Source organism: Tenacibaculum salmonis, from assembly GCF_041053065.1.
Taxonomy (GTDB): Bacteria; Bacteroidota; Bacteroidia; order Flavobacteriales; family Flavobacteriaceae; genus Polaribacter; species Polaribacter pacificus_A.
Genome location: NZ_JBFCVV010000001.1, coordinates 2460379 through 2483503, shown reverse-complemented (window position 1 = coordinate 2483503; position 23125 = coordinate 2460379). Strand labels below are relative to the sequence as shown.

The window sequence follows — 23125 nt, the reverse complement described above, 5'->3', positions numbered from 1 at the left end:
TTTTTTTTATCTATTAATGTATAACCATCCTACTTTTGGTTTTGAACCATCTCCTAAATCGATAACATAATAATAAGTTCCTGGTGGTAATTTCTCATCAACACTAATGGTTGATCTTCCATTTGAAATCCCTGTAAAGGCTACACTTTCATTATTATATCCTGAAGCTTTATAAACGGTATTTCCCCATCTATTAAAAATCTCTACAGTATTCTTAGCATATTCTGGCTTGTCAATACATGAGATGAAAAAAGCATCATTATCTCCATCGTTATCTGGTGTCATAATATTATATGGTGTACCACATGGATTTGTATCTGTATTTACTAAAATAGTAACTGTTGCTATCTTACAGTTGATAGGTAATGCACCATTTTCACAAATTTGATATTCTAAAACATGAGTTCCTCCTTCTACATCTAAACCTATACTTATAGTTCCATCTGAATTAAAAGTAAACCCATCATTATTAGTTCCATTTGGATCTGGTAACAATGATACTTCTCCTACTCCTGTTCCTAAAGTAACTGGTATTCCATTTAATGTATCATTAATTGTTACTGATGGAGTATCATTTCCTATCGTTATAGGTGTTGAAGTATAATTATCATCAATAGCAGTTATAGTATTAGGTAACTCAATTTTTACATCAATATCTGCAGTATCAGTTCCTCCGTTTCCATCACTAATAGTATATGGGAAAGTAATTTCTGTTCCTGTTCCATCAGGTTGGATATCTAATGTTCCATTTGCTAATAATGTTACCGTTCCTCCTGTTACTGATATTGGAGTTCCTACAACTGGAGTAGTTCCATTGATATCTATAATTGTTAAAGGGTCATTATCTGCATCAGCATCAACGCCATTTCCGTTAGATGCTAAAACATCTAAATTTACTAAGGCATCAACTGTTGTGCTTGCTGTATCATCTTGTGCAACTGGTGCTGTATTTCCGATTGCTACATCAACATTCGCTGTATCTGTTCCGCCATTTCCATCACTAATAGTATATGGGAAAGTAATTGCAGCTCCTGTTCCATCAGGTTGGATATCTAATGTTCCATTTGCTAATAATGTTACCGTTCCTCCTGTTACTGATATTGCTGTTCCTACAACTGGAGTAGTTCCATTGATATCTATAATTGTTAAAGGGTCATTATCTGCATCAGCATCAACGCCATTTCCGTTAGATGCTAAAACATCTAAATTTACTAAGGCATCAACTGTTGTGCTTGCTGTATCATCTTGTGCAACTGGTGCTGTATTTCCGATTGCTACATCAACATTCGCTGTATCTGTTCCGCCATTTCCATCACTAATAGTATATGGGAAAGTAATTGCAGCTCCTGTTCCATCAGGTTGGATATCTAATGTTCCATTTGCTAATAATGTTACCGTTCCTCCTGTTACTGATATTGGAGTTCCTACAACTGGAGTAGTTCCATTGATATCTATAATTGTTAAAGGGTCATTATCTGCATCAGCATCAACGCCATTTCCGTTAGATGCTAAAACATCTAAATTTACTAAGGCATCAACTGTTGTGCTTGCTGTATCATCTTGTGCAACTGGTGCTGTATTTCCGATTGCTACATCAACATTCGCTGTATCTGTTCCGCCATTTCCATCACTAATAGTATATGGGAAAGTAATTGCAACTCCTGTTCCATCAGGTTGGATATCTAATGTTCCATTTGCTAATAATGTTACCGTTCCTCCTGTTACTGATATTGCTGTTCCTACAACTGGAGTAGTTCCATTGATATCTATAATTGTTAAAGGGTCATTATCTGCATCAGCATCAACGCCATTTCCGTTAGATGCTAAAACATCTAAATTTACTAAGGCATCAACTGTTGTGCTTGCTGTATCATCTTGTGCTACTGGTGCTGTATTTCCGATTGCTACATCAACATTCGCTGTATCTGTTCCGCCATTTCCATCACTAATAGTATATGGGAAAGTAATTGCAGCTCCTGTTCCATCAGGTTGAATATCTAATGTTCCATCTGATAATAATGTTACCGTTCCTCCTGTTACTGATATTGCTGTTCCTACAACTGGAGTAGTTCCATTGATATCTATAATTGTTAAAGGGTCATTATCTGCATCAGCATCAACGCCATTTCCGTTAGATGCTAAAACATCTAAATTTACTAAGGCATCAACTGTTGTGCTTGCTGTATCATCTTCTGCAACTGGTGCTGTATTTCCGATTGCTACATCAACATTCGCTGTATCTGTTCCGCCATTTCCATCACTAATAGTATATTGGAAAGTAATTGCAGCTCCTGTTCCATCAGGTTGGATATCTAATGTTCCATTTGCTAATAATGTTACCGTTCCTCCTGTTACTGATATTGCTGTTCCTACAACTGGAGTAGTTCCATTGATATCTGTAATTGTTAAAGGATCATTGTCTGCATCAGCATCAACGCCATTTCCGTTAGATGCTAAAACATCTAAATTTACTAAGGCATCAACTGTTGTACTTGCTGTATCATCTTGTGCTACTGGTGCTGTATTTCCGATTGATACATCAACATTCGCTGTATCTGTTCCGCCATTTCCATCACTAATAGTATATGGGAAAGTAATTGCAGCTCCTGTTCCATCAGGTTGGATATCTAATGTTCCATTTGCTAATAATGTTACCGTTCCTCCTGTTACTGATATTGCTGTTCCTACAACTGGAGTAGTTCCATTGATATCTGTAATTGTTAAAGGATCATTGTCTGCATCAGCATCAACGCCATTTCCGTTAGATGCTAAAACATCTAAATTTACTAAGGCATCAACTGTTGTACTTGCTGTATCATCTTGTGCAACTGGTGCTGTATTTCCGATTGATACATCAACATTCGCTGTATCTGTTCCGCCATTTCCATCACTAATAGTATATGGGAAAGTAATTGCAGCTCCTGTTCCATCAGGTTGGATATCTAATGTTCCATTTGCTAATAATGTTACCGTTCCTCCTGTTACTGATATTGCTGTTCCTACAACTGGAGTAGTTCCATTGATATCTATAATTGTTAAAGGGTCATTATCTGCATCAGCATCAACGCCATTTCCGTTAGATGCTAAAACATCTAAATTTACTAAGGCATCAACTGTTGTGCTTGCTGTATCATCTTGTGCTACTGGTGCTGTATTTCCGATTGCTACATCAACATTCGCTGTATCTGTTCCGCCATTTCCATCACTAATAGTATATGGGAAAGTAATTGCAGCTCCTGTTCCATCAGGTTGGATATCTAATGTTCCATTTGCTAATAATGTTACCGTTCCTCCTGTTACTGATATTGGAGTTCCTACAACTGGAGTAGTTCCATTGATATCTATAATTGTTAAAGGGTCATTATCTGCATCAGCATCAACGCCATTTCCGTTAGATGCTAAAACATCTAAATTTACTAAGGCATCAACTGTTGTGCTTGCTGTATCATCTTGTGCAACTGGTGCTGTATTTCCGATTGCTACATCAACATTCGCTGTATCTGTTCCGCCATTTCCATCACTAATAGTATATGGGAAAGTAATTGCAGCTCCTGTTCCATCAGGTTGGATATCTAATGTTCCATTTGCTAATAATGTTACCGTTCCTCCTGTTACTGATATTGCTGTTCCTACAACTGGAGTAGTTCCATTGATATCTATAATTGTTAAAGGGTCATTATCTGCATCAGCATCAACGCCATTTCCGTTAGATGCTAAAACATCTAAATTTACTAAGGCATCAACTGTTGTGCTTGCTGTATCATCTTGTGCAACTGGTGCTGTATTTCCGATTGCTACATCAACATTCGCTGTATCTGTTCCGCCATTTCCATCACTAATAGTATATGGGAAAGTAATTGCAGCTCCTGTTCCATCAGGTTGGATATCTAATGTTCCATTTGCTAATAATGTTACCGTTCCTCCTGTTACTGATATTGCTGTTCCTACAACTGGAGTAGTTCCATTGATATCTATAATTGTTAAAGGGTCATTATCTGCATCAGCATCAACGCCATTTCCGTTAGATGCTAAAACATCTAAATTTACTAAGGCATCAACTGTTGTGCTTGCTGTATCATCTTGTGCAACTGGTGCTGTATTTCCGATTGCTACATCAACATTCGCTGTATCTGTTCCGCCATTTCCATCACTAATAGTATATGGGAAAGTAATTGCAGCTCCTGTTCCATCAGGTTGGATATCTAATGTTCCATCTGATAATAATGTTACCGTTCCTCCTGTTACTGATATTGCTGTTCCTACAACTGGAGTAGTTCCATTGATATCTATAATTGTTAAAGGGTCATTATCTGCATCAGCATCAACGCCATTTCCGTTAGATGCTAAAACATCTAAATTTACTAAGGCATCAACTGTTGTGCTTGCTGTATCATCTTGTGCTACTGGTGCTGTATTTCCGATTGCTACATCAACATTCGCTGTATCTGTTCCGCCATTTCCATCACTAATAGTATATGGGAAAGTAATTGCAGCTCCTGTTCCATCAGGTTGAATATCTAATGTTCCATCTGATAATAATGTTACCGTTCCTCCTGTTACTGATATTGCTGTTCCTACAACTGGAGTAGTTCCATTGATATCTATAATTGTTAAAGGGTCATTATCTGCATCAGCATCAACGCCATTTCCGTTAGATGCTAAAACATCTAAATTTACTAAGGCATCAACTGTTGTGCTTGCTGTATCATCTTGTGCAACTGGTGCTGTATTTCCGATTGCTACATCAACATTCGCTGTATCTGTTCCGCCATTTCCATCACTAATAGTATATGGGAAAGTAATTGCAGCTCCTGTTCCATCAGGTTGGATATCTAATGTTCCATTTGCTAATAATGTTACCGTTCCTCCTGTTACTGATATTGCTGTTCCTACAACTGGAGTAGTTCCATTGATATCTATAATTGTTAAAGGGTCATTATCTGCATCAGCATCAACGCCATTTCCGTTAGATGCTAAAACATCTAAATTTACTAAGGCATCAACTGTTGTGCTTGCTGTATCATCTTGTGCAACTGGTGCTGTATTTCCGATTGCTACATCAACATTCGCTGTATCTGTTCCGCCATTTCCATCACTAATAGTATATGGGAAAGTAATTGCAGCTCCTGTTCCATCAGGTTGGATATCTAATGTTCCATTTGCTAATAATGTTACCGTTCCTCCTGTTACTGATATTGCTGTTCCTACAACTGGAGTAGTTCCATTGATATCTATAATTGTTAAAGGGTCATTATCTGCATCAGCATCAACGCCATTTCCGTTAGATGCTAAAACATCTAAATTTACTAAGGCATCAACTGTTGTGCTTGCTGTATCATCTTGTGCAACTGGTGCTGTATTTCCGATTGCTACATCAACATTCGCTGTATCTGTTCCGCCATTTCCATCACTAATAGTATATGGGAAAGTAATTGCAGCTCCTGTTCCATCAGGTTGGATATCTAATGTTCCATTTGCTAATAATGTTACCGTTCCTCCTGTTACTGATATTGGAGTTCCTACAACTGGAGTAGTTCCATTGATATCTATAATTGTTAAAGGGTCATTATCTGCATCAGCATCAACGCCATTTCCGTTAGATGCTAAAACATCTAAATTTACTAAGGCATCAACTGTTGTGCTTGCTGTATCATCTTGTGCAACTGGTGCTGTATTTCCGATTGCTACATCAACATTCGCTGTATCTGTTCCGCCATTTCCATCACTAATAGTATATGGGAAAGTAATTGCAGCTCCTGTTCCATCAGGTTGAATATCTAATGTTCCATCTGATAATAATGTTACCGTTCCTCCTGTTACTGATATTGCTGTTCCTACAACTGGAGTAGTTCCATTGATATCTATAATTGTTAAAGGGTCATTATCTGCATCAGCATCAACGCCATTTCCGTTAGATGCTAAAACATCTAAATTTACTAAGGCATCAACTGTTGTGCTTGCTGTATCATCTTGTGCAACTGGTGCTGTATTTCCGATTGCTACATCAACATTCGCTGTATCTGTTCCGCCATTTCCATCACTAATAGTATATGGGAAAGTAATTGCAGCTCCTGTTCCATCAGGTTGGATATCTAATGTTCCATTTGCTAATAATGTTACCGTTCCTCCTGTTACTGATATTGCTGTTCCTACAACTGGAGTAGTTCCATTGATATCTATAATTGTTAAAGGGTCATTATCTGCATCAGCATCAACGCCATTTCCGTTAGATGCTAAAACATCTAAATTTACTAAGGCATCAACTGTTGTACTTGCTGTATCATCTTGTGCTACTGGTGCTGTATTTCCGATTGATACATCAACATTCGCTGTATCTGTTCCGCCATTTCCATCACTAATAGTATATGGGAAAGTAATTGCAGCTCCTGTTCCATCAGGTTGGATATCTAATGTTCCATTTGCTAATAATGTTACCGTTCCTCCTGTTACTGATATTGCTGTTCCTACAACTGGAGTAGTTCCATTGATATCTGTAATTGTTAAAGGGTCATTATCTGCATCAGCATCAACGCCATTTCCGTTAGATGCTAAAACATCTAAATTTACTAAGGCATCAACTGTTGTGCTTGCTGTATCATCTTGTGCTACTGGTGCTGTATTTCCGATTGATACATCAACATTCGCTGTATCTGTTCCGCCATTTCCATCACTAATAGTATATGGGAAAGTAATTGCAGTTCCTGTTCCATCAGGTTGGATATCTAATGTTCCATTTGCTAATAATGTTACCGTTCCTCCTGTTACTGATATTGCTGTTCCTACAACTGGAGTAGTTCCATTGATATCTGTAATTGTTAAAGGATCATTATCTACATCAGCATCAACGCCATTTCCGTTAGATGCTAAAACATCTAAATTTACTAAGGCATCAACTGTTGTACTTGCTGTATCATCTTGTGCTACTGGTGCTGTATTTCCGATTGATACATCAACATTCGCTGTATCTGTTCCGCCATTTCCATCACTAATAGTATATGGGAAAGTAATTGCAGTTCCTGTTCCATCAGGTTGGATATCTAATGTTCCATTTGCTAATAATGTTACCGTTCCTCCTGTTACTGATATTGCTGTTCCTACAACTGGAGTAGTTCCATTGATATCTATAATTGTTAAAGGGTCATTATCTGCATCAGCATCAACGCCATTTCCGTTAGATGCTAAAACATCTAAATTTACTAAGGCATCAACTGTTGTGCTTGCTGTATCATCTTGTGCTACTGGTGCTGTATTTCCGATTGCTACATCAACATTCGCTGTATCTGTTCCGCCATTTCCATCACTAATAGTATATGGGAAAGTAATTGCAGTTCCTGTTCCATCAGGTTGGATATCTAATGTTCCATTTGCTAATAATGTTACCGTTCCTCCTGTTACTGATATTGCTGTTCCTACAACTGGAGTAGTTCCATTGATATCTGTAATTGTTAAAGGATCATTATCTACATCAGCATCAACGCCATTTCCGTTAGATGCTAAAACATCTAAATTTACTAAGGCATCAACTGTTGTACTTGCTGTATCATCTTGTGCTACTGGTGCTGTATTTCCGATTGATACATCAACATTCGCTGTATCTGTTCCGCCATTTCCATCACTAATAGTATATGGGAAAGTAATTGCAGCTCCTGTTCCATCAGGTTGGATATCTAATGTTCCATTTGCTAATAATGTTACCGTTCCTCCTGTTACTGATATTGCTGTTCCTACAACTGGAGTAGTTCCATTGATATCTGTAATTGTTAAAGGATCATTATCTGCATCAGCATCAACGCCATTTCCGTTAGATGCTAAAACATCTAAATTTACTAAGGCATCAACTGTTGTACTTGCTGTATCATCTTGTGCTACAGGTGGACAGTTTGGTTGCGCATCAATAGTTATTGATAAGGCTGGAGAAGTACATCCAGCTGCATTCGTCTCTGTTAAACTATACGTACCAGCTGCTAAAGTCGTAAAACTTGTACCTGTTTGAGCTGCTACTACTGGCGCTGTTCCTGTTAATGTATATGTTGATGTTCCTACTGGACTCGTTACACTTACACTTCCTGTTGCTACAGCACATGTTGGATCTACATCCGTTGCTGCTGGTGCACTTGGTGTTGCTGGTTGCGCATCTATAGTAATTGTAGTTGCTGCTGAGATACATCCAGCTGCATTCGTCTCTGTTAAACTATACGTACCAGCTGCTAAAGTCGTAAAACTTGTACCTGTTTGAGCTGCTACTACTGGCGCTGTTCCTGTTAATGTATATGTTGATGTTCCTACTGGACTCGTTACACTTACACTTCCTGTTGCTACAGCACATGTTGGATCTACATCCGTTGCTGCTGGTGCACTTGGTGTTGCTGGTTGCGCATCTATAGTAATTGTAGTTGTTGCTGAGATACATCCAGCTGCATTCGTCTCTGTTAAACTATACGTACCAGCTGCTAAACTTGAAAAACTTGTTCCCGTTTGAGCTACTACTACTGGCGCTGTTCCTGTTAATGTATATGTTGATGTTCCTACTGGACTCGTTACACTTACACTTCCTGTTGCTACAGCACATGTTGGATCTACATCCGTTGCTGCTGGTGCACTTGGTGTTGCTGGTTGCGCATCTATAGTAATTGTAGTTGCTGCTGAGATACATCCAGCTGCATTCGTCTCTGTTAAACTATACGTACCAGCTGCTAAAGTCGTAAAACTTGTTCCCGTTTGAGCTGCTACTACTGGCGCTGTTCCTGTTAATGTATATGTTGATGTTCCTACTGGACTCGTTACACTTACACTTCCTGTTGCTACAGCACATGTTGGATCTACATCCGTTGCTGCTGGTGCACTTGGTGTTGCTGGTTGCGCATCAATAGTTATTGATAAGGCTGGAGAAGTACATCCAGCTGCATTCGTCTCTGTTAAACTATACGTACCAGCTGCTAAAGTCGTAAAACTTGTACCTGTTTGAGCTGCTACTACTGGCGCTGTTCCTGTTAATGTATATGTTGATGTTCCTACTGGACTCGTTACACTTACACTTCCTGTTGCTACAGCACATGTTGGATCTACATCCGTTGCTGCTGGTGCACTTGGTGTTGCTGGTTGCGCATCTATAGTAATTGTAGTTGCTGCTGAGATACATCCAGCTGCATTCGTCTCTGTTAAACTATACGTACCAGCTGCTAAAGTCGTAAAACTTGTACCTGTTTGAGCTGCTACTACTGGCGCTGTTCCTGTTAATGTATATGTTGATGTTCCTACTGGACTCGTTACACTTACACTTCCTGTTGCTACAGCACATGTTGGATCTACATCCGTTGCTGCTGGTGCACTTGGTGTTGCTGGTTGCGCATCTATAGTAATTGTAGTTGCTGCTGAGATACATCCAGCTGCATTCGTCTCTGTTAAACTATAGGTACCAGCTGCTAAACTTGAAAAACTTGTTCCCGTTTGAGCTGCTACTACTGGCGCTGTTCCTGTTAATGTATATGTTGATGTTCCTACTGGACTCGTTACACTTACACTTCCTGTTGCTACAGCACATGTTGGATCTACATCCGTTGCTGCTGGTGCACTTGGTGTTGCTGGTTGCGCATCAATAGTTATTGATAAGGCTGGAGAAGTACATCCAGCTGCATTCGTCTCTGTTAAACTATACGTACCAGCTGCTAAAGTCGTAAAACTTGTACCTGTTTGAGCTGCTACTACTGGCGCTGTTCCTGTTAATGTATATGTTGATGTTCCTACTGGACTCGTTACACTTACACTTCCTGTTGCTACAGCACATGTTGGATCTACATCCGTTGCTGCTGGTGCACTTGGTGTTATATTTACTGTTACTGTTGATTTATCTGTTAATTCAACATTACAAGCTCCATCAACCGCATATAAATTATAAACAGTTGTTGAGGCTGGTGTTACATTAAAAGTTAAATCAGCTCCTGCTCCTACTTGAGATGCTCCGACATTACTATCATTACTGTCTAAACGTAATTGATATGTAACACCTACTTGAGCACTTGTTAATGTTATAGTTCCTGTAGCTGTTGGGCAAATAGAATCATCACTAACCGCTAAACTATCATCAGGGGGAGTACATACCGAACAAGCTGGTGCTTGTACACCTCCATCATAAGGAAAAGTACTAACATCTGCAGGTGTTGTAAGAATACCAGAATCTGGTGCTGTTTCTAAAGCATCATATAAACCATTATCTCCTACTGTTCCTGTTAAATTAGCAACGTCAATTCCTGCTTCAATAGAGTCACTACAGCTATCTCCATCTGAATTTGTATTTGTATCATTTGTACATGAATCGTCTATCTCTCTTAAAGAAAAACCATCTACGACTATTACAGTTTCATTATTTAACTGAAATCTATATTTAACTGTTGTTGATGTAGCTTCAAATACAATACGGTATTTTTTCCAATGTGGATCCCATTCTTCTGATACATCTGGTGTTGTAGCAGGGAAAGGATATATCGTAGTATCAAGAGGTGTTTCATATAAAACATTTGCACCTGTACCAGACCCACCATCAACAAAACCATAAACTATTTGTGTAGGATCATATGAGTATGCTGCTGGGTGATTTCTATAACTAGGTAAAGAACCCATTTCAAATTCCATTTGATAAGTCTTACCAATTGTTAGAGTCGTTATTTCATTTTCTAATCCTTCTCCACTTAATGAAAAAATAACAAAAGTACCTCCATTACCAGACGGTTTTACATTTATATTATACATATTAGGAAACCCTAACCTTGGATCATTTGGATCGGAACCTGCTAAATATTGTCCTTCTGACCAGTCTGGTGTTCCGAAATCAAAATTCCAACCTTCATACATACCTGTACTACCTGTTGTACCATTAAAATCTACTCCATTTATTCTATCTTTAAACTCTGTTACACCATCATGCCCTATAATTTTACCAGGTAATTCGGTATCTGTATAATTAAAATTTCCACTTATAAAAAAATCTGACGTAGGACATTCAATAATATCTAAAATACCATCATTGTCATCATCTACATCTATAATGTCTTCAATACCATCATTATCATTATCTGCTATCACATTAAAAGTAGCTGTATAATAACTATAACAATCTGAACCAGCATGATAAAAAGCTGCATAATAAGCACCAATAGCAGCACTAGAAGGCGTTGCCACTAAATTTGCTGTAGTTGCTGGAGTAGCTGTATGCCAACTTACTGAAGTTCCCGAAGGGCCAGCTCCACTCATTACTGATGTTAAATCAAATGTAGGACTTCCTCCGCCTTTATTTACGCCTAAAACAGGAGCATCAGCACCTGCTTCACAAGTATAACAGGTTGGTGTTTGGACTGCTACTGCATCTATACGTGAATCTAAACCATCATTACTTACTCCTACTTCTATTCGAATATATTTATATAAATCTGTTACAGATGAAGGAATTGTGTAAGTAAGTTCAACATAATCCGCAGAGATAGGTAAATCTACATCAGGAAATACATCAGTTAACACAACAGGTGTTGTATAAGTAAAACTATCTGTACTAAATGAAATTTTATATGTTGAACCTACTAAATGATTCATATCATTTCTTAACCTAGCTGTTATAACAACTATAGCATCACCTGTAAAGGTATTTGTGTACTCTAAATTAGGTATACTATACCAGTGTGTTTGTTCAGTACCATTAGGAGCTCCTAAAGCATTAGTTGCAGAACCACCTGTTGCATACTGAATTTCATCATAGCTTCCATTAGCACATTGGGCGGATACCAAAGAAGGCATCAGCATAAAAGCTGCTATTAAAAAAGCTATAAAATAGCTTTTTAATAACACTTTGTTTTTAATTAAATAGTAATAATTCTCCATAAAAAAATTTTTAAAATTAAACTTCTGTATCATCTTAAAAAAATGATAAGTACCGTAAATAAGATTAATATTTATTAACCATTATATAAATTAACTTATAGCAAAAAGTTAATTTATTTAATAGGCTAATTTAATTAAATTTATAATATACTGATTATTAAGTATATTTTTTTGTTTAACATTTTTGATTTCAAAAAAATACAATAAGTATTATTTTTTACTAAAAATAGGAATAAATACTCAAAAAACAACTAATTTTATTAAATAATAATACACCAAAAAACCTTTTCACTAAAGATTCAAAAAAAATAAACAAATAGGAGTCAATTAATTTACAATTTAATAACATTAAAAAGCAATATTTTAAAAGCTTTTCAAAAAAATAAAACAAAAAACACGAAGCAAATGCTTCGTGTTTTTTGTTTTAAGCCTAAAATAAATCGTATTAATTATTCACTTTTACTTTATTCTTGTTTCCTTTTACAATGTAAAAATAAGAACGTCTATTTTTCTGATGCTCTTCCTCTGTACATTTACTACTATTAGCATCATCACAATTATTTAATAAATTATCTTCTCCAAATCCTATAGCACTTGCTATCCTTTCTGATGAAATTCCTCGTGATATTAAATAATCTCTTGTTGATTTTGCTCTCCTATCTGATAAACTTCTGTTGTAATTCTTTGAACCTCTACTATCAGTATGCGATTCTATTTTGATAAATAAATCAACATTCCCTTTCATTACTGTTACAATATGTTCTAATTCATACTCTGCATCTTCGCGAATATTTGATAAATCAAAATCAAAATAAATTGGATTAATTACTATCTGATCTTCCACTATTAAGGATTCTAAACTAAGATTTTCTACAATAACTTCTTTATTTACATCTAATGTTTCGGTATCTTTATTCTTGTTTCGATAATTTTCTTTTGATGCTACAACTACAAAATTATTCTCACACTCCATTTGTTTAAATAAATAAGCGCCTGTTCGTCCTGTTTTTTGCTCTAAAACTAACTCACCTTTTTCATCCATTAATTGAACTAATGCATTCTGAATTGGTAAACCTGTTCGTGAATCGGTAATTACTCCTTTTATATCTTCCTTACATTTATAGATACTAAAACTATAAATATCATCATCTCCTTCTCCACTTTTTCGGTTTGAGGAAAAGAACCCATAACTATGAGCATCATTTATTACAAATGCAAAATCATCTGATGATCCATTAATCGGAGCTCCTAAATTAACTGGGTTAGTATAAACTCCTCCTTCTATTTGTGATTCAAAAACATCTAAAGCTCCTAAACCTAAATGACCATCTGATGCAAAATATAATACATCATCACTTCCTACAAATGGAAACATTTCACGTCCTTCTGTGTTGATTGTTTTTCCTAAATTCTCTGGTGTACCAAAAGTATTATTTTCTAAAACAGATACTTTATATAAATCTGTTCCTCCAAACCCATTTGGCATATCAGATACAAAATATAATGTTTTTTCATCTGAACTTAAAGCAGCATGACCACATGAATACAAATCACTATTAAATGGTAATTCAGTTACATTTTTCCATGAATCATCTATTTTATCTGCACTATAAAGCTTTAAATGAGATACTGCATCTTTATCTCCTTTTAATCGTTTTCCATCATAATTATCTCTTGTAAAATAAGCTCTATTACCATCTTTTGTCATAATTATATTTGAATCATGATACTTTGAACTTAAATCTGACAACATCGTTTTTTTCTCGACATCTAATGTCTTTTTATCTTTGATATCTTTTTGCTTCGCTTTATAGATATTCAAATAAGGTTGTTTATTCCATTTGTATAATTTTTTATCCTTATCTGTTTTAGGACTTGTAGATGCAAAATAAAAATCATCTTCATAAATAAATCCGCCAAAATCTGAATACTTGGTATTACTCGATAAATTATGAATATTAATATATGTTTTTTCTTTATTCGAATATTCTACAAAATAATTCGAATTACTCTCTAAAGCTGCAACTCGGCTATCAGTACCATTTTTTGTTTTTAACTTCAGTAACCATTTATCTGATTCTGAATTCTTACCATTACTTTTTAAAACTTGTGAGTACCTGAATAAATGCTTTGATAAAGCTACTGACTCATGAGAAGCCATTAATTTACGATAGCTCTCTTCTGCTTTTGTTAATTCAAAATTATGATAATATGAATCTCCTAAGCGACTTAAAACTAAATACGAATCATCGCCTTTATCATGAATTGATTGATATAATTCTGATGATTTTTTGTATGCAAATTCCTTAAAGTAACGATTCGCAGCATATTTTCGTTGACCAAAAATAGAGCTACTTATCAATAAAATTAATATGTATAGTGTGTTTTTCATGTTGCTGTTTTTTTTGTTAAAAGAATCTTGGTGACTTTAAAGCTTGCTCTTTAAACATCTCATAACGCAGCATTACTTCATAAGTACCTGAGTTATAATTACTATAGTTTGAATTCGTTAAATCATAAGCTAATCCTAAATATAAGCTTTTATTTGCTTGAAATCCTAACAAAGCACTAATAGAATCATCCCAACGCCAAGCCAATCCTGCTGTAAATTTTTCATTGAATAAAAAGTTAGCTGAAACATCTATTGATAAAGGAGCTCCTTTTACTGCTTTACTTAAAACTGCTGGTTTAAATTTGATGCTTTCACTTAAATCGAATACATATCCTGCTATTAAAAATAAGTGTAAACGCTCTTCGGCAACACCTCCTCCTTTTTGAACATCGTCATAATGTTCAGTACTTATAAAGTTTGGAATGGCTGCTCCTAAATACCAATTACTTGTATAATAATACAATCCAGCTCCAACTGTTGGTAAAAACTTATTGATATTATTACCTAAGTTTTTATCATCTCCATGTTGATATCTTCCCTTACTCCAATCTACATTTAAATGACGACCTCCTAATTTTAATCCAAATGATAAATTTCCGTCATCACTAGTTCGAATTGTATAAGATCCATTAATATCTAAATAAATTTCATTGGATGGACCGATTCTATCATTTGTTAAATTTACTCCTAAACCAACACCACTATATCCTAGCGGAGTATCATAACTTAAGGTTTGAGAATCTGGTGCTCCATCTACGCCAACCCATTGAGTTCGTCCTAATAAATTTATGATACGATGTCCGTTAGACCCTGCATAAGCAGGGTTTACGGTCATTGTGTTATACATATACTGTGTGTACTGTGGATCTTGTTGTGCATTAATTGCTATTACAACGAATAGAATTAATAATATTGAATATTTAATTTTCATATCGCTTTTTTTATCTGTTAATGTATAACCATCCTACTTTTGGTTTTGAACCATCACCTAAATTTATTACATAATAATAAGTACCTGGTGGTAATTTCTCATCAACACTAATTGTTAAACTTCCATTTGAAATTCCTTTAAAGGATACATCTTTATTATTATATCCTGAAGCTTGGTAAACAGTATTACCCCATCTATTGAAAATCTCTACAGTATTATTTGCATATTCTGGTTTATCAATACACGAAATGTAAAAAGAATCATTATCTCCATCATTATCAGGAGTTATAATATTATATGGAATACCACATGGATTTGTAGGATTATTAACAAAAACAGTTACAGTTGCTGTATCACAATTAGTTGGTATTTCTCCATTTTCACATATTTGATACTCTAAATCATATATTCCTGATATCATATTTAAATCTACAGTAATAGTTCCATCAGAATTAAAAGTAAATCCAGGTTCATTGTTTGAATCAGGTATTAAAGTTGCCTCTCCTAATTCAGTACCTAAAATAACAGGTAATCCATTTAATGTATCATTTGTTGTTACATCTATATTAGTGTCAATAATATTGATATCTGTATAATCATCATCCATTGCTTCAATTGGATCTATAACAGAATTAACTGTAATTAGAATATTAGCATCATCAATATTAACTCCATCTGTTACAATATAATTAATTACTGGTAGTACTCCATTATAATTTAATACAGGTTCAAAAAGCAATACACCATCTGTATTTAATGTTATTTCTCCAATTCCATTTAATAATGTAACTGTATCTAACGGTAATACATCTGAAATTCCATCTCCATCAATATCTACTGTTGCACTAGCAACTGTTAACAAATCATTTTCTGTATCACTATCTATTCCATTTCCATTATCTTCAGTTATAATATTACCTGTTATATCATAATCTTCAGCTCCAGTAAAATTATCATCTGTAGCTATTGTAATACATAATGGTTGTGTATCTACTACAATATTTGAACTTGCTAATGAAGTACATCCTGTTCCATCTGTATCTATTACTGTAAATGTATACGTTCCTTCATTTGCTGTTACTAATCCTGTTGATGAAATATTTACTACCGATGGAGTAAATACATAAGTATCACCTGAATCATAACCTGTAATTTGAAAACTTCCTGTAACTACTGTACACGTTGGCTGTGTTACTAATCCTACAACTGGTGATGATGGAGTAGCTGGTTGTGTATTTACTACAATATTTGAACTTACTGTTGATGTACATCCTGTTCCATCTGTATCTGTTACTGTAAATGTATACGTTCCTTCATTTACTGTTACTAATCCTGTTGATGAAATATTTACTACCGATGGAGTAAATACATAAGTATCATCTGAATCATAACCTGTAATTTGAAAACTTCCTGTAACTACTGTACACGTTGGCTGTGTTACTACTCCTGCTATTGGTGCTAATGGAGTAACTGGTTGTGTATCTACTACAATATTTGAGCTTGCTGTTGATGTACATCCTGTTCCATCTGTATCTGTTACTGTAAATGTATACGTTCCTTCATTTGCTGTTACTAATCCTGTTGATGAAATATTTACTACTGATGGAGTAAATACATAAGTATCACCTAAATCATAACCTGTAATTTGAAAACTTCCTGTAGCTACTGTACACATTGGCTGTGTTACTGCTCCTACAACTGGTGCTGATGGAGTAGCTGGTTGTGTATTTACTACAATATTTGAACTTGCTGTTGAAGTACATCCTGTTCCATCTGTATCTGTTACTGTAAATGTATACGTTCCTTCATTTGCTGTTACTAATCCTGTTGATGAAATATTTACTACCGATGGAGTAAATACATAAGTATCATCTGAATCATACCCTGTAATTTGAAAACTTCCTGTAACTACTGTACACGTTGGCTGTGTTATTGCTCCTACAACTGGTGATGCTGGAGTAGCTGGTTGTGTATTTACTACAATATTTGAACTTACTAATGAAGTACATCCTGTTCCATCTGTATCTGTTACTGTAAATGTATACGTTCCTTCATTTGCTGTTACTAATCCTGTTGATGAAATATTTACTACTGATGGAGTAAAGACATAAGTATCACCTGAATTATAACCTGTAATTTGAAAACTTCCTGTAGCTACTGTACACGTTGGTTGTGTTACTACTCCTACTATTGGTGATGATGGTAAAGTATTAACTGTTACCGTTGCTTTATCTACTAACTCTACATTACAAGTTCCATCAACTGCATATACATTATATGTTGTTGTATTTAATGGAGTTACATTAAAAATTAAATCAGCTCCTGTTCCTAATTGAGAAGCTCCTATATTAGTATCATTACTATCTAAACGTAATTGATATACTACTCCTACTTGAGTGTTTGTTAAGGTTATTACACCTGTTTCTGTAGGACAAATTACATCATCACTAACAGTTAAATTATCATTTGGTATAGTACAACAAATAGGTGATTGAACAGTACTATCATAAGGATATGTATTAATATCTGCTAACTTTATAAGAACTCCTGAATCAGGAAAAGTTTCTAAATTATCATATATACCATTAGTTCCTACTGGTCCTGTTAAATTTACTAAATCAACTCCTGCTTCTGTAGAATCATTACAACCATCATTATCTGAATCAAGATCTAAATAATCAGGTATAGTGTCATTATCTGTATCTCTAATAATACAATCAGGAGCTGTTGTTTCGCCTGAAGTTTCTATTTTAAATACAAAGCCACCTAAAGAAGCTCCATTTGTTAAACGAATTTCGACAACCTGACCTGGAAAAACTGGAGAATTTATAACTTTGGATAAAGGTAAACTAGGTGAAAACTCATCAATAGAATCTACTAAAACCCCATCAATAAATAATTCTGCAAAATCATCAAAATACCCATTAGCTTCTCCTATTTGTATATTTCCATTATTCTCTATTGTACGTTTATAAATAATAGTCCACGCACCACTAGTAGTTGGAGTATAAGGTATTACTTCTTTAATATTAACACCACTAGCAATAATACTTTCCATTGGATTATCAGGAACTGCATTATCTATATTCTGATCATTAAACTCATATGTTTTTCCATTTGAAGTATAAAATCCATAACCGTAAAGTGTTGGTGTTCCTATATTATTGTTTTCATCTTTAGGGTCTCTATCTATAGGATTTACAGCATTTTGCACCCCAAAATGCCCAGCATAATAAGACACTTCCCAAGCACCTACTGGGTTTGTAGTATTAATTTCACAAACTCCTTCATAAATATCTAAAATACCATCATTATCATCATCTAAATCAACAGAATCTATAATTCCATCTAAATCATTATCTGGTAATACTGTAACAGTTACAATAGAAGATTTACAATTAGAAGGTGATGGCCTACAAGCGTTATAAACTAAAGTATATACTCCTGGTGTTGTTCCTTCAGCTACATTTATAGCTCCCGTAGTAGTATCTAAAGTTACTCCAGCTCCTGTAGAACTCACCTGAAATAAATCTACATTTACTAAAGAAGGATTTAATACTCCAGCTACAACATCATTTACCAAAACAGAAGGTAATGCAACTCCTCCTTGTTCTGAAATACTACATACATCATCTTGAGTTTCAATTATCGGAACACCTCGAACCCCTGAAAGAAACACTCCTGAATCATAAGTTGCGTCACCAACATCGGCAATAGCAATTTTCATATGATAAATAACACCAGTTTTTAAATCTATATCTGCTTTTAATTTTTTTGTTATTCCATTAAATTCAACATGTACAGGAAAAGGTCCAGGATTTGTATTTTGAGGACCTGCATTATTAGGATCTGTATCATTATCAGGCGTATGTCCGTTATTTATATACAAATCACTCTGATCTAAAAAAGTAATATTTGATAAATTGCTTCCTTCAGAACCTCTAAAACCACCATTTATATTATTTATAGCTACTGCATTATTTGTTCCAGGAACAATTGCTAAATTCAAAGCAGGCTGTTCTGTTATATCATACACACTATCACCATTTAAATCACCATCTGGTACATTTGGATCTGCTCCTGTAGGGTCAGAAACAAAAAAACCAAATACATCATTATAAACAGAACCTACATAATTAGGGTACTCATCTGACCCGAATTGATATTCTACTAAAACCCCTTTATAATTTGCTAATCTTTCAAAATCAAATTCAAAAATAACAACATCATCTGTTGCTGTAGGATTAATACGTCTAAGATCCATATCAAATACTCTTACACCATTAGCTGGCTTATCACCACTCTGCAATAAATTATTTGTAGAAAAAGCACTTGTTACTGTAGAAGTTGTTAAAGCAATACCGCTATCTATTTCAAGACCAGCACCAGCAATACCATCAGAAAACACAGCCATTTGAGTACCTACTCCATTTCTTATTACAGGATTTGTTATAACAATACCTGTAGATTGTAATTTTGCAGCTAAAGCTTCTGCTATAGGGTTTTCTGTAAATGTAGCTTGAGAGTAAATACTTTGTAAACTAATAAAAAATAAAAAAAACAGTTTGTTTTTTTTGAGGAAATAGGCTTTCATGTTTAATGATTTAAATTAGATAAAACTAAACTCTACATTGATTTTAGTTAAAAAAAGGTTTTATTTCTTAATAACTTAGATTAATAATAAAAAGATAATCATTATAAAAATTCTTAAAATCTAATTTATTTATTAATATTAAAAGAAGGATTAATTAGTCTTTTACACACTATTTTTCATAAAGGGGGGAGATATAAAAAAATTTTAAAGCAAAAAACTACATAACCTATTTAACTTTTACTAAAAACTTAACAAGTTCATTAAAAAAAAGCTAAAATACAACTCATAAGCTAAAATAAAAATAATATACACATATATTTAACATATTTTAACAATAAAAATAAATATTCAACAATATGGATTTTTATTTTAATCCTTAAAAGTTTATTTACTATAAACAAAAAACACGAAGCAAATGCTTCGTGTTTTTTTTATAAACCTAAAATAAATCGTGTTAATTATTCACTTTTACTTTATTCTTGTTTCCTTTTACAATGTAAAAATAAGAACGTCTATTTTTCTGATGCTCTTCCTCTGTACATTTACTACTATTAGCATCATCACAATTATTTAATAAATTATCTTCTCCAAATCCTATAGCACTTGCTATCCTTTCTGATGATATTCCTCGTGATGTTAAATAATCTCTTGTTGATTTGGCTCTCCTATCTGATAAACTTCTATTGTAATTCTTTGAACCTCGGCTATCAGTATGCGATTCTATTTTTATTACTAAATCAACATTCGATTTCATTACTGTTACAATATGTTCTAATTCATATTCTGCATCTTCTCGAATATTTGATAAATCAAAATCAAAATAAATTGGATTAATTACTATTTGATCTTCTACTATTAAAGATTCTAAGTTAAGATTCGCTACAACTACTTCTTTATTGATATCTAGTGTTTCGGTATCTTTATTCTTGTTTCTGTAATTTTCTTTTGATGCTACAACTACAAACTTCTTTTCACAATCCATTTTTTCAAATAAATAAGCGCCTGTTCGTCCTGTCTTTTGCTCTAAAATAACCTCGCCTTTTGCATCCATTAATTGAACTAATGCATTCTGTATTGGCGCTCCTGTTCGTGAATCTGTAATAATTCCTTTGACATCTTCCTTACATTTATAGATACTAAAACTATAAATATCATCATCGCCTAGACCACTTTTTCGGTTTGAGGAAAAGAATCCATAACTATGAGCATCATTTATTACAAATGCAAAGTCATCTGAAGATCCATTTACTGGTGCTCCTAAATTTACAGGGTTAACATAAAACCCTGCTTCTATTTGTGATTCAAAAACATCCAAAGCTCCTAATCCTAAATGACCATCTGATGCAAAATATAATACATCATCACTTCCTACAAACGGAAACATTTCACGTCCTTCCGTATTAATAGTACGTCCTAAATTTTCTGGTGTACCAAAAGTATTATTTTCTAAAACAGAAACTTTATAAATATCTGTAGCTCCAAATCCATTTGGCATATCTGATACAAAATACAACGTTTTCTCATCTGAACTTAAAGCTGCATGACCACATGAAAATGAATCACTATTAAATGATAATTCAGTTACATTTTTCCATGAATCATCTATTTTATCTGCACTATAAAGCTTTAAATGAGATACTGCATCTTTATCTCCTTTTAATCGTTTTCCGTCATAATTATCGCGAGTAAAATAAGCTTTCTTACCATTTTTTGTAATGATAATATTTGACTCATGGTATTTTGAACTTAAATCATCTAGCATCGTTTTTTTCTCGACATCTAAAATCTTTTTCTCTTTGATATCTTTTTGCTTCGCTTTATAGATATTCAAATAAGGTTGTTTATTCCATTTGTATAATTTTTTATCCTTATCTGTTTTTGGACTTGTAGATGCAAAATAAAAATCATCTTCATAAATAAATCCGCCAAAATCAGAATACTTAGTATTACTTGATAAATTATGAATATTGATATATGTTTTTTCTTTATTTGAATATTCTACAAAATAATTCGAATTATTCTCTAAAGAAGCAACACGGCTATCTGTCCCATTTTTTGATTTTAATTTCAGTAACCATTTATCTGATTCCTCATTTTTTCCGTTACTTTTCAAAACTTGAGCATATCTAAATAAATGTTCTGATGAAGCGATTTCTTCATGAAGACTCATCAGTTTTTTATAGTTTTCTTCTGCCTTAGCTAATTCAAAATTAAAATAATGGGAATCGCCTAACCTACTTAAAACTAAATATGAATCATCCCCTTTATCATGAATCGATTGATAAAGTTCTCCAGCTTTTTTATATGCAAATTCTTTAAAGTACCTATCAGCTGCATATTTTCGTTGACCGAAACTTGCAGTACTTAACAATAGGATTAATATGTATAGTATGTTTTTCATTTTCCTAGTTTTTATATTAAAAGAATCTTGGTGATTTCAATGCTTGCTCTTTAAACATATCATATCGTAACATTACTTCATAAGTTCCTGAGTTATAATTACTATAATTTGAATTTGTTAAATCGTAAGCAAACCCTAAATACAAACTTTTACTTGCCTGAAAACCTAACAATGCACTGATTGAATCATCCCAACGCCAAGCCAAACCTGCCGTAAATTTCTCATTGAACAAAAAGTTTCCAGATACATCTATTGATAATGGCGCTCCGTTTACTGCCTTAGCTAAAGCTGCTGGTTTAAATTTGATGCTTTCACTTAAATCGAATACATATCCTGCTATTAAGAATAAATGTAAACGTTCTTCAGCAACACTTCCGCCACCTTTAACATCATCATAATGTTCAGTACTTATAAAGTTTGGAATCGCTGCTCCTAAATACCAATTACTTGTATAATAATACAATCCTGCTCCTACTGTTGGTAAAAACTTATTGATATTATTACCTAAGTTTTTATCATCTCCATGTTGATATCTTCCCTTACTCCAATCTACATTTAAATGACGACCTCCTAGTTTTAATCCAAAAGCTAAATTTCCTTCATCACTGGTTCGAATTGTATAAGATCCATTGATATCTAAAAATATTTCACTCGCTGGACCTATTCTATCATTCGTTAAATTGACTCCTAAACCAACACCGCTATATCCTAGCGGAGTGTCATAACTTAAAGTTTGTGAATCTGGTGCTCCATCGACACCAACCCATTGGGTTCTTCCTAATAAATTAATAATACTGTGTCCGTTGGACCCTGCATAAGCAGGGTTTACGGTCATTGTATTGTACATATATTGGGTGTACTGTGGATCTTGTTGTGCATTAATTCCGGCTATTACACATAGAATTAATAGTATTGAATATCTGATTTTCATATCGCTTT

Annotated in this window: 6 protein-coding genes; all 6 read right to left on the bottom strand. The window is 34.2% G+C overall.

All coding sequences use genetic code 11. The features are described 5' to 3' along the window. Nucleotides 1-6: 6 nt before the first annotated feature. The 6 genes from AB0T67_RS10890 to AB0T67_RS10865 all read right to left on the bottom strand — a co-directional run bounded on the left by AB0T67_RS10890 (nt 7) and on the right by AB0T67_RS10865 (nt 23117). Nucleotides 7-11868 (bottom strand): Ig-like domain-containing protein, encoded by an 11862-nt coding sequence (locus AB0T67_RS10890; RefSeq protein WP_369220324.1) that lies wholly within the window; start codon nt 11866-11868, stop codon nt 7-9. Nucleotides 11869-12313: 445 nt separating this feature from the next. Further along, complete coding sequence (locus tag AB0T67_RS10885) at nt 12314-14260, bottom strand: OmpA family protein (RefSeq protein WP_369220323.1); 1947 nt, start codon at nt 14258-14260, stop codon at nt 12314-12316. 16 nt (nt 14261-14276) lie between these two features. Next, a complete protein-coding gene (locus AB0T67_RS10880) occupies nt 14277-15191 on the bottom strand; it encodes a PorP/SprF family type IX secretion system membrane protein (protein WP_369220322.1) in 915 nt (304 codons plus the stop codon). A 10-nt stretch (nt 15192-15201) separates the two neighbouring features. Further along, nucleotides 15202-19785, bottom strand: a complete 4584-nt coding sequence (locus tag AB0T67_RS10875) for a choice-of-anchor L domain-containing protein (RefSeq protein WP_369220321.1) — start codon at nt 19783-19785, stop codon at nt 15202-15204. Nucleotides 19786-20239: 454 nt separating this feature from the next. Next, entirely contained in the window at nt 20240-22186 is a 1947-nt protein-coding gene (locus tag AB0T67_RS10870; RefSeq protein ID WP_369220320.1) for an OmpA family protein, read from the bottom strand. A 16-nt stretch (nt 22187-22202) separates the two neighbouring features. Then, a complete protein-coding gene (locus AB0T67_RS10865; protein ID WP_369220319.1) occupies nt 22203-23117 on the bottom strand; it encodes a PorP/SprF family type IX secretion system membrane protein in 915 nt (304 codons plus the stop codon). Nucleotides 23118-23125 lie beyond the last annotated feature (8 nt).